This is a genomic window from Sanguibacter antarcticus (genome assembly GCF_002564005.1).
Lineage (GTDB): Bacteria > Actinomycetota > Actinomycetes > Actinomycetales > Cellulomonadaceae > Sanguibacter > Sanguibacter antarcticus.
In genome coordinates this window covers 525,040-541,843 of sequence record NZ_PDJG01000001.1, presented here as the reverse complement: position 1 = coordinate 541,843, position 16,804 = coordinate 525,040, and the positions used below count along the sequence as shown (strand labels likewise).

12 protein-coding genes are annotated in these 16,804 nt (G+C 68.9%); 7 read left to right on the top strand and 5 right to left on the bottom strand.

The genetic code is table 11. From position 1 onward, the window contains the following. Positions 1-150 precede the first annotated feature (150 nt). From ATL42_RS02420 to glgB, 4 genes are all read left to right on the top strand, one after another. Positions 151-2,151, top strand: a complete 2,001-nt coding sequence (locus ATL42_RS02420; protein ID WP_245862688.1) for an alpha-1,4-glucan--maltose-1-phosphate maltosyltransferase — start codon at positions 151-153, stop codon at positions 2,149-2,151. Next, positions 2,148-3,920 (top strand): maltose alpha-D-glucosyltransferase, encoded by a 1,773-nt coding sequence (treS, locus tag ATL42_RS02415; protein ID WP_098453988.1) that lies wholly within the window; start codon positions 2,148-2,150, stop codon positions 3,918-3,920. Before ATL42_RS02420 ends, treS begins: the two co-directional genes overlap by 4 nt. Positions 3,921-3,955: 35 nt before the next feature. Beyond that, the gene (locus ATL42_RS02410) at positions 3,956-5,377 is read left to right on the top strand and encodes a maltokinase N-terminal cap-like domain-containing protein (protein ID WP_143556680.1); all 1,422 of its coding nucleotides are present in this window, start codon (positions 3,956-3,958) and stop codon (positions 5,375-5,377) included. An 89-nt stretch (positions 5,378-5,466) separates the two neighbouring features. Continuing rightward, positions 5,467-7,680: a 1,4-alpha-glucan branching protein GlgB gene (gene glgB, locus ATL42_RS02405; protein WP_098453987.1), complete on the top strand. Its 2,214-nt coding sequence runs from the start codon at positions 5,467-5,469 to the stop codon at positions 7,678-7,680. A gap of 117 nt (positions 7,681-7,797) precedes the next feature. Here the strand turns inward: glgB and ATL42_RS02400 are convergent, their stop codons facing one another. From ATL42_RS02400 to ATL42_RS02390, 3 genes are read right to left on the bottom strand one after another with little or no spacing between them, the layout of a single operon-like run. Next, positions 7,798-8,736 carry a tetratricopeptide repeat protein gene (locus tag ATL42_RS02400; protein WP_098453986.1) on the bottom strand — a complete coding sequence of 313 codons (939 nt, stop codon included), beginning with the start codon at positions 8,734-8,736 and terminating at the stop codon, positions 7,798-7,800. Positions 8,737-8,779: 43 nt separating this feature from the next. Further along, positions 8,780-9,772 carry a DUF8094 domain-containing protein gene (locus tag ATL42_RS02395; RefSeq protein WP_098453985.1) on the bottom strand — a complete coding sequence of 331 codons (993 nt, stop codon included), beginning with the start codon at positions 9,770-9,772 and terminating at the stop codon, positions 8,780-8,782. After that, a complete protein-coding gene (locus ATL42_RS02390; RefSeq protein WP_143556679.1) occupies positions 9,769-11,496 on the bottom strand; it encodes a hypothetical protein in 1,728 nt (575 codons plus the stop codon). The genes ATL42_RS02395 and ATL42_RS02390 overlap by 4 nt, the downstream gene beginning before the upstream one ends. 225 nt (positions 11,497-11,721) lie before the next feature. On the opposite strand from ATL42_RS02390, the gene ATL42_RS02385 reads away from it, so the two are divergent. Together ATL42_RS02385 and ATL42_RS02380 are read left to right on the top strand one after the other, a co-directional pair. After that, the gene (locus tag ATL42_RS02385; RefSeq protein WP_143556678.1) at positions 11,722-13,926 is read left to right on the top strand and encodes a coiled-coil domain-containing protein; all 2,205 of its coding nucleotides are present in this window, start codon (positions 11,722-11,724) and stop codon (positions 13,924-13,926) included. After that, a complete protein-coding gene (locus ATL42_RS02380; RefSeq protein ID WP_098456268.1) occupies positions 13,907-14,377 on the top strand; it encodes a hypothetical protein in 471 nt (156 codons plus the stop codon). Before ATL42_RS02385 ends, ATL42_RS02380 begins: the two co-directional genes overlap by 20 nt. A 27-nt stretch (positions 14,378-14,404) precedes the next feature. Here ATL42_RS02380 and ATL42_RS02375 read toward each other — a convergent pair whose 3' ends face one another. Together ATL42_RS02375 and ATL42_RS02370 are read right to left on the bottom strand one after the other, a co-directional pair. Then, a complete protein-coding gene (locus ATL42_RS02375; RefSeq protein WP_098453982.1) occupies positions 14,405-15,205 on the bottom strand; it encodes an alpha/beta fold hydrolase in 801 nt (266 codons plus the stop codon). A gap of 28 nt (positions 15,206-15,233) precedes the next feature. Then, the gene (locus tag ATL42_RS02370; protein WP_342748084.1) at positions 15,234-15,632 is read right to left on the bottom strand and encodes a hypothetical protein; all 399 of its coding nucleotides are present in this window, start codon (positions 15,630-15,632) and stop codon (positions 15,234-15,236) included. Positions 15,633-15,822: 190 nt separating this feature from the next. On the opposite strand from ATL42_RS02370, the gene ATL42_RS02365 reads away from it, so the two are divergent. Further along, positions 15,823-16,749: an FKBP-type peptidyl-prolyl cis-trans isomerase gene (locus tag ATL42_RS02365; RefSeq protein ID WP_098453981.1), complete on the top strand. Its 927-nt coding sequence runs from the start codon at positions 15,823-15,825 to the stop codon at positions 16,747-16,749. Positions 16,750-16,804: the final 55 nt, after the last annotated feature.

The following is a 16,804-nucleotide window of genomic DNA, read 5'->3' as shown; positions in this document are numbered from 1 at the left end:
GCGAAGCCACGGACCACCTCGACAGCCAAGGCACGCGCCACACCAGCAGCGAAGACCCGGTCCACCCCCGCGGCCGCGACGCCGCGCACCCCCACCACCAAGGCGCGCACGACCTCCGCCACCACGAAGCGCTCCGCCAAGAAGCCCCCCGTGGCGTCCGCGCTCATCGGACGCATCCCTGTCCTCGACGTGGCTCCCGTGATCAACGAAGGCCGGTGGCCCACCAAGGCCACCGTCGGCGAGGTCGTACCGATCGAGGCGACGGTGTTCCGCGAAGGGCACGACGCCGTCTCAGCGACGGCCGTCCTCGTGGCACCCGACGGCCGCGAGATCACCGGGCCCATGGTCGACGTCGCACCAGGCCTGGACCGGTTCCGTGCGCACCTCGTACCCGACACGGAGGGCGCCTGGGGCATCCGGGTCGAAGGATGGTCCGACCCCTACGCGACGTGGGAGCACGACGCATCGATCAAGATCCGTGCCGGCATCGACGTCGATCTCATGCTTCAGGAGGGAGCGGCCCTCTTCACCCGGGCCGCGGCCCGCCCCGACCTGCGGCCCGACGAGACGACGACGCTGCGCGACGTCGTCGTCGCCCTCGGCGACACGGACCGCCCCCCGCTCGCTCGCCTCGCTGCAGCGACCTCGCCCGAGGTCCACACGGTGCTCGCGGCCCGGCCGGTGCGTGACATGGTCTCCACCTCGGCCACGTACCCGCTCGTCGTCGACAGGCCGCTCGCCCTGGCGGGCGCGTGGTACGAGTTCTTCCCTCGCTCCGAGGGCGCTCTCCTCGACGAAGCGACCGGGAGGTGGGTGTCCGGGACGCTCGAGACAGCGGCCGGCAGGCTCCCCGGCATCGCCGCGATGGGCTTCGATGTCGTCTACCTCACACCGATCCACCCGATCGGCACGACCAACCGCAAGGGCCGCAACAACACCCTCACGGTGGCCCCCGGCGACCCCGGGTCGCCGTACGGCATCGGCTCCCCCGACGGCGGGCACGACGCCATCCACCCCGAGCTCGGGACGTTCGACGACTTCGACCGGTTCGTCCGGACGTCGCGCGACCTCGGCATGGAGGTCGCGCTCGACCTCGCGCTCCAGTGCTCGCCCGACCACCCCTGGGTGACCGAGCATCCCGAGTGGTTCACCACGAGGGTGGACGGATCCGTCGCCTACGCCGAGAACCCTCCGAAGAAGTACCAAGACATCTACCCGCTGAACTTCGACAACGACCCCGAGGGCATCTACCAGGAGGTCCTGCGCGTCCTGCACGTCTGGATCACCCACGGCGTCACCGCGTTCCGCGTCGACAACCCGCACACGAAGCCGCTCCCCTTCTGGGAACGGCTCCTCGGAGAGATCCGCTCGACGAACCCTGAGGTGATCTTCCTCTCAGAGGCGTTCACCAAGCCTGCGATGATGCACGCGCTCGCGAAGATCGGGTTCCACCAGTCGTACACGTACTTCACCTGGCGCAACACCAAGGAGGAGCTGGCGGAGTACCTCGAGGAGCTCTCTGGGCCCTCTGGCGCGTACATGCGTCCGAGCTTCTGGCCGACGACGCACGACATCCTGCCGCCGTTCCTCCAGCACGGAGGCGTCGCCGGCTTCGCGATCCGGGCTGTGCTCGCCGCCACGGCATCCCCCACGTGGGGCATCTACTCGGGCTACGAGCTCGCGGAGAACATCCCGAGGCCCGGCGTCGAGGAGCAGATCGACAACGAGAAGTACGAGTTCAAGCCGCGCGACTGGTCCCGTGCCGGCGAGATCGGCATCTCGCTGCTCCTCACCCGGCTCAACGAGATCCGCCGCGCGCACCCGTCCTTGCGGCAGCTGCGCAACCTCACGGTCCACCCGACGAGCGACGACCAGATCCTCGCGTACTCGTCGCACCTCGCGGCCGAGCACTCCCCTACCGGGGAAGCCGACACGATCATCACCGTGGTGAATCTCGACCCGTACTCCACACGCTCGGCGACCATCACGCTCGACCTCGCCACGCTCGGGCTCGACGACGCTGGCGAGCACCAGTCCTTCGCCGCGCACGATCTCCTCACCGGCGCCACATACCCTTGGGGCAGCCAGGTATTCGTCCAGCTCGATCCGTTCGCCAACAGCGCGCACATCATCCACGTGAGGCCTCTTTGACGACCCACCCGATCGCCAACCCGATCACTGCGCCCATCCCCATCGCGGCTCTCCCACCGCGCCGTCAACCGACCGCTCCGGGCGGGGGGACGAGCGACCATCCAGACGAGCGAGAGACCAAGCAGCACGGTCTCACCGACGACCCGGAGTGGTTCAAGACCGCCGTGTTCTACGAGGTGATCGTTCGTGCATTCTCCGACTCCACGGGGGCCGGCTCCGGCGACATCCGTGGACTCATCCAGAGGCTGGACTACATCCAGTGGCTCGGCATCGACTGCCTGTGGCTCCCCCCGTTCTACCCCAGCCCGCTGCGCGACGGCGGCTACGACGTCGCGGACTACACCGCGATCTCCCCCCAGTACGGGTCGATGGCGGACTTCACCGAGCTCATCGAGGAAGCCCACCGGCGCAACATCCGCGTCGTCATCGACCTCGTCATGAACCACACGAGCGACGAGCACCCGTGGTTCCAGGCGTCGCGCTCGGACCCCGAGGGACCGTACGGCGACTTCTACGTGTGGAACGACGAGAACACGAAGTACCCGGACGCACGCATCATCTTCGTCGACACCGAGACGTCCAACTGGACGTTCGACCCCGTGCGCAGACAGTACTTCTGGCACAGGTTCTTCTCTCACCAGCCCGACCTCAACTTCGAGAACCCCAAGGTCGTCGACGCGATGCTCGACGTCGCTCGGTACTGGTGCCAGGTGGGTGTCGACGGCTTCCGTCTCGACGCAGTGCCCTACCTCTTCGAGTCCGAGGGCACGAACTGCGAGAACCTCCCCGAGACGCACCAGTTCCTGCGGCAGGTCCGCACGATGATCGACGAGGAGTTCCCGGGCACGATCATGCTGGCCGAGGCGAACCAGTGGCCGGAGGAGGTCGTGCAGTACTACGGCACCGAGAAGGAGCCGGAGTGCCACATGTGCTTCCACTTCCCCGTCATGCCTCGGATCTTCTTCGCGATCAAGGACCAACGGGCGAAGCAGATCCTCGATATCCTCGCCGACACCCCGGCGATCCCCGCGGGTGCCCAGTGGGGCACGTTCCTCCGCAACCACGACGAGCTGACGCTCGAGATGGTCTCGACAGAAGAGCGCGCCTCGATGTACGGGTGGTACGCACCCGACCCACGGATGCGTGCCAACATCGGCATCCGGCGGCGGCTCGCGCCACTGCTCGACAACTCCCGCAACGAGATCGAGCTCGCCCACGCCCTGCTCCTCTCCCTCCCCGGCAGCCCGTGCCTCTACTACGGCGACGAGATCGGGATGGGTGACAACATCTGGCTGCCGGACCGCGACGCGGTCCGGACGCCGATGCAGTGGACGCCAGACCGCAACGCAGGCTTCTCCACAGCGGACCCGGGAAAGCTCTATCTCCCGCTCATCCAGTCGCTCGCGCACAACTTCCAGTACGCGAACGTCGAGGCGCAGTGGGCCCAGCCCACGTCGCTCCTGCACTGGGTGCACGGCATGCTCAAGGTGCGCAAGCTGCACCCTGCGTTCGGGACCGGAACGTTCGTCCCGCTCGTGGCGGAGAACGAGTCTGTCCTGGCGTTCTTGCGGGTCTCGTCGGAGGAGACGATCTTCTGCGTGACCAACCTCGCAGCGACCGCACGTGCTGCCAAGGTCAGCATCCCCGGCCACGCGGGGGGCACGCTCACGGACCTCTTCGGAGGTGCGCCGATCGCGTCGATCAGCAAGGACGGGGAAGTCGTGATGACATTGGGCTCGCGGGAGTTCTTCTGGCTCAAGGTCACCTGAGCTCCCTCCGACGCGAATGGATAGGTGTGGCACTGGTGGATCCGAAGACAGGGCACGACGGCGTGACGCTCGACCTCGACGACGGCGAGATCCTCAGGCTGCTCGAGGCGTGGTTGCCGTCCCGTCGGTGGTATCCGGCCAAGGGCGTCGACGTCGTCCTGTCGTGCACCGCCCGGATCCCCATGCCCTCCGACGCGCAGGGAGGACGACAGCCGTTCATCGCGATCGTCCGAGCCCGACGCGAGGGGGCCGGGGGCGTCGACGTGACGCTCCAGGTCCCCCTCGTGCTCGAGCAGGAGGGCGCTGACCCGGCCGCGCGTCCGGCCGGCCCGGTCGTCGACCCGTCTGCGCTCGTCGGCACGACCTCAGCCGGCCGTCTCTACGACGGTGCACAGCACCCTGCGTTCTGGTCGGCGTGGTTGGACGCTGCCACCTGGGCCGAGGAAGACCGGCCCGCACGCCAGCCCTACGACTTCACCGGTGCGCACATCCTCTCCGTCGAGCAGTCGAACAGCTCGGTCCTCCTCCCCCGGGTCGCCGGGGGCACGATGCTCAAGATCCTCCGGACGCTGGCCCCCGGGGACAACCCGGACGTCGTCGTCCCGCTGGCGCTGACGCGCGCGGGATGGCACGGCGTGCCGACGCCGTACGCGTGGCACGAGCTCACCATCGACGACCCTGAAGGCTCCTGGCGCGCCCACGCAGGCGTCCTCGCCGAGCTCGTCCCGGACGCCACGGACGGCTTCGAGCTCGCGTGCTCGCTCGCCGCCGACGGCCGCCCCTTCAACGGACCGGCTCGCGAGCTCGGCACCCAGGTCGCGCAGATGCACAGCGCCCTCCGACGCGCCTTCGTCGACGAGGTCCGCGACGTCGACCCCGCGTGGCTGCTCGACGCCCTGCGGCGTCGGGTCCGCTCTGCCAGCTCTGCGAGCGCCGCGGTCCGCGAGCGGGCGACGGAGATCGAAGCGTTCCTCGCGCACATGAGCTCGGTGACGGACGACGCCGTCCGCCAAGGACGCCCGCTCCCGCCCGTGCAGCGCATCCACGGTGACCTCCACCTCGGCCAGGCCCTCTACAGCCCCCAGACAGGATGGAGGATCCTCGACTTCGAGGGCGAGCCCCTGCGGCCTCTGCGCGAACGCACTCGACCCGATCTCGGTGAGCGTGACGTGACAGGGATGCTCCGTTCCTTCGACTACGCCGCAGCGGTCGGTCATGCCGGCTCCACCGAGTGGGCACGTGCCGCGCGCCGCGCCTTCCTCGAGGGGTACAACGGCTACCTCACCGTCCCTGGGGCGCTGGGGTTCGGACAGCGCCCCTCGCTGGCGGACCGCGTGCTGATCCTCGACTCGTTCGAGCTCGACAAAGCCTTGTACGAGGTCGTGTATGAAGAGCGCAACCGCCCCGACTGGACACACATCCCTCTCGCGGCGATCGACCGGATCCTCGGCCGCTAGTCCTGCAGGTCCATGCGGGTCGACCGCCGACGACCGTGTCGGCACCGCGTGTCCATGCGCGTCGCGGCCAGGCGTGGAATGGTAGGCCTATGACGGATCAGACCCTGCCACCGACCGACTCGCCCACGCCGCTGCCCGTCTTGGCCGACACTCTCGCAGCGGTCGCGCACGGCACGTTCCACGACCCGCACAGCGTCCTGGGTGCGCACGTCCACCCCTCCGGCGACGCCGTGACCCTGCGTGCGCTGCGCCCCTTCGCCGACGAGGTCTCTTTCGTCACAGCGACGGGCGAGCACCCGGCACGCCACGAGCAAGACGGCATCTGGGTCACGACGATGCGGGTGCCTGACGGCAAGGTGCCCGACTACCGGATCGGTGTCCGCTACGCAGACTCGTCGTCGATCACCGACGACCCGTACCGCTTCCTGCCGACGGTCGGAGAGGTCGACCAGCACCTCATCCGCGAGGGCCGGCACGAGGAGCTCTGGACGGTGCTCGGTGCCAACACCAAGGACTACCCGAGCGAGCTCGGTGACGTCCACGGAACAGCGTTCGCCGTCTGGGCGCCGAACGCGCAGGCGGTCCGGCTCATCGGAGACTTCAACAGCTGGAGCGGCTCCTCGCACTCGATGCGATCCATCGGGTCCACCGGCATCTGGGAGCTGTTCCTCCCCGGTCTCGGTGGCGGGACCCGCTACAAGTTCGAGATCCTCGGCCCAGACGGTTCGTGGCGCCAGAAGGCGGACCCCATGGCCAAGGGGACCGAGGTCCCGCCCGCTACCGCGTCCGTGGTCGTCGAGTCCGACTACACCTGGCAAGACGACGCGTGGCTGTCCCACCGCGAGGCCACCGACCCGCACAACGGCGCCTTGAGCATCTACGAGGTGCACCTCGGATCGTGGCGCCGGTCCCTCGGCTACCGTGAGCTGGCGACCCAGCTCACCGAGTACGTCCTCGAGATGGGATTCACCCACGTCGAGCTCATGCCGGTGGCGGAGCACCCGTTCGGCGGGTCGTGGGGATATCAGGTCACGTCGTACTACGCGCCGACCTCTCGCTTCGGGCACCCAGACGACTTCCGCTACCTCGTCGACAGCCTCCACGCGGCAGGCATCGGAGTCATCGTCGACTGGGTCCCCGCCCATTTTCCCAAGGACGAGTGGGCTCTCGCCAGGTTCGACGGGACGCCGCTGTACGAGCACCCGGACCCGCTGCTCGGTGAGCACGCCGACTGGGGCACGTACGTGTTCAACTTCGGCCGGTCCGAGGTCCGCAACTTCCTCGTCGCGAACGCGACCTACTGGCTCGAAGAGTTCCACATCGACGGTCTGCGCGTCGACGCGGTCGCCTCGATGCTGTACCTCGACTACTCACGCGACCCGGGTCAGTGGCGCCCGAACATCAACGGAGGTCGTGAGAACCTCGAAGCGATCGAGTTCCTCCAGGAGACCAACGCGACGGCCTACCGGCGCAGCCCGGGCGTCATGCTCATCGCTGAGGAGTCGACCGCCTGGGCCGGGGTCACGCGCCCCACGAGCGCCGGTGGTCTCGGGTTCGGGCTCAAGTGGAACATGGGGTGGATGAACGACACGCTCCGGTACCTTGCTGAAGCCCCCATCAACCGGCGGTACCACCACCACGAGGCGACGTTCTCGATGGTCTATGCGTACTCGGAGCAGTTCGTCCTGCCGATCAGCCACGACGAGGTCGTGCACGGCAAGGGGTCGCTCCTGCACAAGATGCCCGGCGACGACTGGCAGCAGCGTGCCGGGGTCCGTGTGCTCTTCGCCTACCAGTGGGCGCACCCCGGGAAGAAGCTCACCTTCATGGGCAACGAGATCGCCCAGCCCGCCGAGTGGGCCGAGTCCGGCACACTCGACTGGGACGTCCTCGCCGACGAGGGGCACGCTGGCGTCCAGCGCCTCGTCCGCGACCTCAACAGCGTCTACCGCGAGCACCCGGCGCTGTGGGCGCTGGACCACCACCCGTCCGGCTTCGAGTGGCTCGACGAGAACGACGCGGACCACAACGTGTTGTCCTTCTTGCGCAAGGACTCGAACGGGAACGTCGTCGCTGTCGTCGTGAACTTTGCCGGGACGCCGCACGAGGGCTACCGGGTGCCGCTCCCGTCCGGTGGGGTGTGGAAAGAGGTGCTGAACACTGATGCCACCGTCTACGGCGGCTCAGGCGTCGGCAACCTCGGCGCGGTGACAGCGGAGAAGGTCTCTGCTGCTGGACGGCCCTTCTCGGCTCTCCTCAGCGTTCCGCCCCTGGGCGCGATCTACCTCACCCCCGAGGGCTGAGCATCTCAGCCGACTTTCGTCGCTAGAGCGCCGTGAGGCCGGTCCCAGGTGGGGCCGGCCTCACGTCGTCGTTCTCGTCGTGCGCGTCGGGATGGGTACGGGTCAGGTCGGTACGAGTCAGTAGAGAGCGTTCGTCAGTGCTCGACGCGCCGGCACGACTCGCGGGTCCTGCGGGCCGAGCAAGTTGAAGTACTCGACGAGGCGCACGCGCAGGACCTCGCGGTCAGGAGCCGCTGGGACGAGCGCGATGAGCCGTCCGAGGGCATCCTCGACCTTTCCGCCCAGAAGGTCGAGATCCGCCACGGCGAGCTGTGCGTCGATGTCCTCCGGCGCGGCTGCTGCCGCCGCACGGACGGCCGCCAGGTCAGCACCCTTGGTGCGCTGCAGGAGACGCACCTGGGCGAGCCCTGCTGTCGCCAGGTCGTCCCGAGGGTTCTCCCGCAGGGCCTGCTCGTATGCGGAGACTGCCGTATCGAGGTCGTCGGCGTCGATCGCGTCGAACGCCTTCTGGTGCAGGGGTGGCAGGTCTGGTTCGGCCGGGGCCGCTTCCTCGGCCGCTGGTTCGGCACCGTCGGCTGCGAGCACACCGGTGATGCCGTTCTGCTGTGCCGCTTCGAGGAGCTGCTCGAGCACACCACGGATCTGCTCACGCTCGACGGCCCCTTGGAAGAGGGGCACCGGTTGCTGGCCGAGGATCGCGACGACCGTCGGGAACGCCGTGACCTGGAACGCCTCGGCAACCTGGGGGAAGTCGACGACGTTGACGCGCCCGAGCAAGAACCGCCCGGCGTACTCCTGCGTGAGGGCTGCGAGGTCGGTCGCGAGCCGGACGGACTCGGCGTCTGTCGGCGTCCACAGCAGCGCGACGACCGGGACCTGTGCGGACTGCTGGACGAGCGAGGGGAACATCTCGTCCGTGATGTCCACGACGAAGCCGCCAGCGGGCGGGGCACCACCGGGTGCCCCAGGAGGCGGAGCAGTGGGCTTGCCGAACGCGGAGAGGTCGACCGCACCACGGACGTCGAACTGTGAACCGGAGGGACCAGGAAGACTCATATACCCATCTTTCCATCAGTCGGGTGCTGTGCAGGTCTGTCGGCTACGGAACCGAGGCAGACGTCGTGAGGAGCTCGCTGCCGACGACCGTGATCGGTTCGGTCGAGCCAGCAGCCGGGACGTAGATCCCGACGAGCGCGGTCCGCCCCACCGTGAGCGAGTTGGAGGGTGCGGCTCCGCCCGTGAACGCGCTCTCGGTGGCCGTCGGGTTGATCACCGCGCCGTCCTCGCCTGCGAGGGTCTCGGACGACGTCACCTCCGCGATGACGAGCGCGCCGCCCTCGGTGGTCCGCAGAGCCCGCAGAGCGCCCTCTGTCGGGGTAAACACGAGCGTGTAGGTCCCAGCGCCCGTCTCGGCCAGCGCGGTCCGGTCAGCGCGTCGAGCAGTCATCTGATCGCGGAGCGGGTCGGAGGGGAACTCTGCCGCGAACGCCGACTCGTCTCCGGAGTTGAGCACGTCTGCGTAGTGCGCGACCGCGTCCACGGGCGAGAGCAGGAGGGATGCGTCGTCCGCAGCGACGGCCTCGGTGCCGGTCGTCGCCGCAGGGAACGTGGGGAGCGTCACGCCTGGGAAGAGGCGAATCCAGCCCCAGAGCTTGTACTGCTCACGCGGGGACTCTTGCTCGGTGACGAGCAGACGCTCCGTCTGGAGGTTCAGCGGACGTTCGCTCACTGCAAAGGTCCAGCGCGGCCACCCGTCGGTCGCCTGGACGACCTCGGACTGAGTGACGGTCGGCACCTCCGTGATGGCGTCCTTGACGTCTGTCGCTGCAGCGACGGTCAGCTCTGCCGTCCGCAGCGCGAGTGCAGGCCCCGTCAGACGGGGAGCGAGCACCGCCGCGTCGAGGGTCTCTGTTCCTGCGGTGAGAGCCTCGCCGATCGACGTATGGATCGCCGCTTCCTGGTCCGCCGAGACCACAGGTGCCTCGGATTCTGCAGAGGTGACGTCGACGGTCGGGAGGTCAGGAGCGCAGGCGGCGAGGAAGAGCGCGCCCGTGCAGACCAGGACAGCAGAACGACGCAGATGACGCCTCATCGGTCTCCCTCCTGGTCCTCGGTAGGTGTGCGGTCGGGTTGGACCGTCGGACGTCGGCGCATGCCGCCGCCCCGCAGCGGTGGGCCCTGCGTCCGCTCTTGCTCGGGTCTCGGCGCAGGCTGGGAGCCACGCCGTGTCGGCTCGGGCACCACCGGGGGCTCGACAACGGGTCGGGGATCAAAACCTTGGGTCGGCGTCGGCTCCGGCAGCACCGGAGGCCGACCCCGCGGGCCAGCAGCCGGCCGAGTATCGAGATCCCCAGGACGCATCGACTCCGGCAGCACCGGAGGCCGACCCCGGGGGCCAGCAGCGGGCTGAGGATCGAGATCCCCAGGACGCATCGACTCCGGCAGCACCGGAGGCCGGCCTCTGGGGCCGGCAGCGGGCCGAGGATCGAAGTCTTCAGCGCCGGTCGTGGACCGAGAGCCAGAGCCCACGCCCCAGGCCTGCCGCCAGGCAGAGCCCGATGCCGACGCAGTTCCCTCGCTCAGCCATCCAGGACGATGCGCTTCCGCCTCGTCCGGGACCACCGGTACCGCCGCGGTCTTCGGGCCGGTCCGCCCCTCTCCACGTGCCTTGACAGCGGGGATGGCGCCGGTCCACGGCCAGGAACGTCGCGGTTTCGTCGCCCCCTTCTCGGCCTGTTCCGCCAGCACCTCTTGCTTGACGAGCGCTCGCTCCGCCTGCTCGCGGAGCTCACGCCGCGTCAGACCAGCTCCGCTGCTCGCCACGGTGACGGGGGTGTCAGCGTCAGCACCTGCGTCGGGCTGCACATCGGCCGCCCAGCCACCATGCCTGCTGGCTACCTCATGAGCGTCGTGTCCGCTGGACGATGATGACGGCTCGACGATGATGGTCTCAGGGACGTCCCGGGTCCCGCTTGCGCGCCCCGAGCGCGCAGAGAGCCGAGACCGTGTCCCTGGCGACGTCCGCCGGCGCTGCCGGTCGTGTCGGGGACCCGCGACGAACCAGAGATATCCGAGCAGCAGCCCGACGAGCACGAGGACGGAACCGAGAGCGACGCCAGGCAAGACCCAGGGGGTCGTGACCTCACGCGGCCATGTGAGGGTGACGACCGGAGCCTGGGTCGTCTCGCCGACCGATGCTGCGAGCAAGACCTGGTCGCTCATCGCCGAGGTCGCCGACCACTCGAGCTCGGCACCGCCTTCGCCCGATGCCTCGACTGTCCACATGTCCGACCCTCTCGGGTCAGGTGACGTGACGGCCTCGGCCTCGTCGGCCTCTGCGGCATCAGCCGGCTCCGCCGGATCGGTCTCGTCGGTCGGCTCAGCAGGCTCCGCCTCGTCGGCAGGTTCAGCAGGCTCCGCCTCGTCGGCAGGTTCGGCCGGCTCGGCCTCGTCGGCTGGTTCCGCCTCGTCGGCCGGCTCGGTCGACGCCTGCTCGACGACAGCCAGCGTTTCCCAGTCGGTGGCCCCCGTGACGACGACCGCAGGATCGGTTCCGACCCAGCCCTCGACATCGGCTGTCCGACCGATCGCGAGCGCGACCGTCTCGTCCCCGGGTACCGACGCCTTGATGGTCACCGTGTCACCGACGAGCCCGAGGACACCCGGTCGGGTCATGAGCAGCGTCGCCGAGGTGTGCGTACCGCTGGTGAGGGTCACCGTGTCGCTGGGGCGCCATACGGTCCCCGAGGCAACTCCTAGCCCAGCGAGGACGAGCCCCACCAGTACCAGGGCAACCGTCACGATCTTCTGCAGCACCTGTTCGATCCCTTCGACAAAGAGATTCCAGCCTAACGCGCGGAGCACGGGCCGAATCCTGCACAGACGGACGAAACCTACCCTTCTGGATCATCTCGCCGCTCGTTCCGCACCTCGACGAGACCCGATAGGCTGGGCGGAAGGGCGCGCTCGATCGCGCCGCACTGCAACGTATCCATGCTCGTCGGGCCTTGTGCGGGCGAGCATGTGAAGGTTCAGTGCAGCATGTCCACCCCGATCCCGGAGGCTCTTGTGTCCGACGAACGCCCGATCTTTCCCGTAGTGATGCGCGGCTACGACCGCGCTCAGGTCGACGGGCGTGTCCACACACTCGAGGCGAGCCTCGCGGAGGCACAGTCCCAGCTGACGACGTTGGACTCCCAGGCCACGCAGATGGCTGCCGCACTGGCCGACGCGCAAGACAAGATCCGCGAGACCGAACGCCCCTCCTACGCAGGCCTGGGATCTCGCATCGAACAGCTCATGCGGTCCGCCGAGGAACAGTCCACAGACGTCATGACCCAAGCAGAAGAGCAGGCCGAGGAGATCCTCACCCGCGCCAAGCTCGGCGCCAGCCAGATGCGGTCGCGCGCAGAGAACGAGGTGGCCGAGATGCTGGCCGCCGCTCGTCGTGAGGCTGAAGAGATCCGCTCCGCCGGTGCGAACGAAGCCGAGACCACCATCGTCTCCGCCGAACGTCGTGCGGAAGAGCTCGTCGGCTCCGCCGAGCGCGAGGCCACCCGCATCCAGACTGCGATCACTACCGAAGAGATGGAACGACGCACCTCGCTCGAGCGCGAGCTCGGGACGCTGCGTGCCACGACCGAGCGGGAGACGACCGAGCTGCGCGTCACGACCGAGCGCGACGCAGAGGCGCTGCGCTCGAGCACGGAGCTGCTCACCACGACACAACGAGACGAAGCCGAGAACTATGCCGCGGAGCTCCGCGGCCGGACCGATGCGGAGACGTCCGCGCTCCGCCACCGCACCGAGACCGAGACCTCCGCGGCACGCACCGAGACCGAGGCCTACGTCGCCGACCTGCGCGCCACGACGACACGCGAGACCGATGAGCTGCGCCAGCGCACCGAGACGGATGCCGCAGCGGTGCGGTCCGCCGCACTCCAAGAGGTGGAGCTGCGACGGACCGAGCTCAACCGGGAGCTCGCAACGCTCCGGCAGAGCATCGAGGCAGAGCTGGAGGCCAACCGCGTCCAGGCCGAGCTCGACCTCGAGGAGCTCCGGACAGCGACCGAGCGCACTACCAGCGAGCAGCTGAGCGCTGCAAACCTCGAGGCGTCGCACCTCGTGGAGACTGCACGACGCGATGCTGCACAGCTGCGCGAATCGACCGATCGCGAGACCACCACCCAACGCGAGACAACCGATCGGGAGACGACCGAGCTGCGGGAGCAGACGCAGATCTACGTCGACAAGATGCTCGCTGACGCCCGCCGGGCAGCGACCGACACCCTCAACGCAGCGCGGGCAGAAGCCGCTCCCCTCGTCGACGAGGCTCGCGAACGGCTGGCACGCGCCGAGCTCGAGATCGCCGCGAAGCACGAGCTCGCACAGGTGGCCGACACCGAGGTCCACGCGAAGACACGAGCCGAGACGGACAAGCTTCTCGGGGATGCCGAGCGCCACGCCGCGGAAGCAGAGAAGCGCGCAGCGGACGCTCTCGTCCAGTACGAGCAGATCCGCAAGGACAGCGATGCCCACGCCAAGGAGTCTGCTGAGGCCGCCCGCAAGACCGCGGCAGCGATCGCAGCCGCCGCACGCGAGCAGGCCGACCAGGTGGTCTCGGACGCCCTCATCGAGGCTGAGCGCGAGCGCAGCAACGCTCAGCGCCAGGTCGACGACCTCAATCGCCAGCGAGCCTCCATCACGGTCTACATCGACGAGCTGCGCGCTCTCATCGGTGGAGAGACGATCCCGAGCGCCTCGACCCTCGAGGCTGCGGTTGCAGCCGAGGAGTCGTTCTCCGCGGCCCAGGAACCCGCACCAGCAAGCCCTCCGGCGAAGAAGCCCGCCCGCGGCAAGGCACGCCCTGCTCCCCTGTCGGCATCCGGCACCCCGGCGCAGCAGGCCCGCAAGGCTGCATCCGGCCGCGTGCCGAATGCCTCCGCTGCGAGCGAGACCAGCACCGCGTCGAAGACGTCGACGGCAGCCGAGCCAGAGACTGCCGCAGACGACAGCTCGCCAGCGCCGAGCACGGCAGAAGCACGCACGACACAGCCAGCAACCGAGCCGTCGACAGACGAGACCTCGGCTGACGCGCCAGCGGTGAAGCCTGCTGAGGTCCCCAAGCCGGCCCCGGACGACGCGGCCGACCCGACATCGGAACCAGCATCTGAAGCTACCGAGAGCGAGGCGACGGTCGCCGAGAAGACGCGTGACGACGTCGACGATGAGTCCGTCGCCCGCTGAGGACGGCTCCACCGGCCCGGACCCTCTGGGTCCGGCGCCGTCCTGGCGCGAGCAGAAGTCGGCGAACGCCGCCCACCAGGCAGCCGAGCTCGAGCGTCGACGGCTCGCGCGCACCGCTCAGGCCCGAGCGATGATCGCTGACTTCGTCGTCGCAGCGCGTGCTGGCGGTGTGCCGACCGAGCGGTTCACCGCCCGGTCCTACGACGGCCGAGCGACCTACCGCACGACGGTCGACGGCTGGTTCTTGCGCAAGAACCGCAGCGTAGGGATCGGCGCCGACGGAGAGTTCTACGTTCTGACGGTCCAAGGATCGTTGCGAGCGCTCGTGCGGGGTGCGGTGCTCGCTCCGTCTGACCCGCCCCTCGTCCTCGGCGACGGCGCACGTGACGGGGAGTCGATCGACCTGCGTGAAGCCCTGGACCGCGCTCTTCACCCCGAACGCCAGTCCTAGGCATCACCCCGGCGTGACGCCGTACCGTCACGTGCGCTGGCGTACCCGACCCACGACGTCGGCGATCGCCGACGCGACAGGGACCGGCGCCTCGACAGCGCTCATGTGCCCCGAGCCGGGGACCAGGACGACGCGCGCGTCTGGTAGATGCACAGCCATGTGCTCTGCTGCCGCGGGCGGAGCCAGCTCGTCTTCGTCACCGACGACCACAGCCGACGGACCGGAGAACGACGCGAGCACCGAGGTCCGGTCAGGGCGTGAGGCCATCGCTCGTTGGGACCATGCGACGCCCTCCGGCGACTGCTCCCGGATCCAGGCCTCGAGCCGAGCGACGACCTCCGGGCGACCTGTGCGCGTCGTCAGCCCCACGAGCCCAGAGGCGTCACTCACGGGCACCAGCGCCCCGGTCTGCACGACGTCGTCGGCGATCCGCAACCGACGTGCACGTGTCTCGTCGGTGTCAGGCGTCGAGCGCGTGTCGACCAGCACGAGACCGACGACGAGCTCCGGGTGGCGCTCGAGCAGCGCGAGCGCCACGTATCCACCCATGGAGAGCCCGACGACGACGATCTCGGCGAAGCCGCCGCGCCGGACGGCCGCTGCGACCTCGTCGGCCGCGGCCTCGAGGGACGGCGGCTGCTCACCGTCAAGCGGAGAGGCGCCGAGGCCGGGAAGGTCCGGGGCGACGACGCTCACGTCCGCGGGGAGCAGAGCGGCGACGTCGTCCCACATCCGGTGGTCGAGAGGGAACCCGTGGAGAAGGACGACGCACGCACCGCCTCCGGGTGCCACGCGATACAGGTGCAGGTCGAGCGAGGACGACGACATCGACGGTCTCCTTCATGGTTGGTCAGGGCTACCGGCCGCTGTCCCAGCAGCCGGTGTGCCAGTGACGACGGGCATCGAGCGCGGCCTGCGCACCGAACAGAGAGTCGTTCGCCCAGGCGACGACGTGGGGAGTCCCTGGCGCGACCTCCTGGTTGCACCACGGACACCGGTACGCCTTGTCGCTCGTGCGCACCGACTGCACGGTCCAGCTCACGCCGTCACGCTGGTCGTGACGGCGTCCTCCGCCTGCTCGGTCGAGATCGAGCGGGCGGTGCTCCTGCTCGTACGGGCGGCGCCTGGATCTACGGGACGACGGCATGCGTCCATTGTCCATCGGGTACGAGGTCTCGGGGACCTGAGACGGCTCGTCCCCTGTGGCGAGCGCTCGGTCGTCTGCAGCGCCGACGAGGATGAAGAACCCGGACATTCATCGCATCCCAGGACCTTCTCAGGATCACCCGATACAGTGTGTCCGCCCAACGCTGCACACGACACGTGTCCGATCGTCGTGAGCTGGTCGCTCCGCGCACCGGGTCAGTACCCGCCCGCGCCGGTTCCGACCGCAGCTGGAACCGACGAACGAAGGACCTGTCTTGAAACACCGCACACTGCGCGGCATGACCGCACTCACTCTCGGGGCCGCACTGCTCCTCTCCGCCTGTGGCGCAGACGCCGAATCAGAGGCGACGCCTTCTGAGTCCGCGACGGACGCAGCGGCAACCGAGCCGACGCCCACGGCTGAAGACATCGCTGCTGTCGACGCTGTGACGCTCACCGGGGACCCCGGCACGAAGCCGACGCTGGAGTTCGCAACTCCATTGACGACGAGTGCACCAGTCATCCGCCTCATCGACGAGGGCACAGGCGAGGAGATCCTCGCCGGGAGCCTCGTCGGGCTGCAGTCGGTCAGCTACACCGGCACCGACGGTGTCGAGTCTCAGTCGACCTGGGAGACGGAGCCCGGCGAGATCACCATCGGCGACCCGGGCATCGTCGCGACGCTGAGCACTGCGCTCGAAGGCCAGAAGGTCGGGGCCCGGTTCATCCTTGCGAACATGGACCAAAACGGAGAGACCCAGGTGATCGCGATCGAGGCCGTCTCCACTCGGACGATCCCCTCCCGTGCCGAGGGCGAGGCCGTCGCACCGGTCGATGGTCTCCCGACAGTCACGCTCGACGACACGGGCAAGCCGAGCATCGAGGTCCCCGACGGCTACACGGCGCCCGCCGAGCTCGTGACCCAGCCGCTCATCACGGGTGCTGGTGCACCTGTTGAAGCAGGCCAGTCCGTCACGTTCCAGTACTCGGGATGGAAGGTCTCTGACGGGACGCTCTTCGACTCCTCGTGGGAGAACGGCTCGGCATTCACCACGACGATCGGTACCGGATCGGTCATCCCCGGCTGGGACCAGGGCCTCGTCGGCCAGACCGTCGGCAGCCAGGTGCTGCTGGTCATCCCGAAGTCGCTCGCGTACGAAGGCCAAGAGAGCGACCTCGCGGACGAGGACCTCATCTTCGTCGTCGACATCCTCGACGCGAAGTAGCGCCTGCACGACACACGAAGGGCCCCGTCTCTCCCACCGCGCGGTGGGAGAGACG